The sequence below is a fragment of the Halomonas sp. SIMBA_159 genome (assembly GCF_046536035.1).
In the GTDB taxonomy this organism is placed as follows: domain Bacteria; phylum Pseudomonadota; class Gammaproteobacteria; order Pseudomonadales; family Halomonadaceae; genus Vreelandella; species Vreelandella venusta_A.
In genome coordinates, this window is sequence record NZ_JAWJBT010001694.1 from 1 (window position 1) to 234 (window position 234).

General features: G+C 48.3%; 1 pseudogene. It reads left to right on the forward strand.

Annotated features, from left to right (window positions below):
- Positions 1-234 (forward strand): annotated as a pseudogene (locus R0J87_RS24980) (elongation factor 4); the annotation flags it as partial.

Sequence of the window (234 nt, forward strand, 5' to 3'; positions counted from 1 at the left end):
GATGCACTGGCTATTATTACCCATAAAGACCATGCGCAATCGCGTGGTCGTCATGTGGTCGAGAAAATGAGGGAGTTCATTCCCCGCCAGATGTTTGATATCGCGATTCAGGCAGCGATCGGTAACCACATTATCGCTCGCTCGACCGTGAAACAGTTACGCAAAAACGTTATCGCCAAGTGTTATGGTGGTGACGTGAGCCGTAAGAAAAAACTGCTGCAGAAGCAGAAAGAA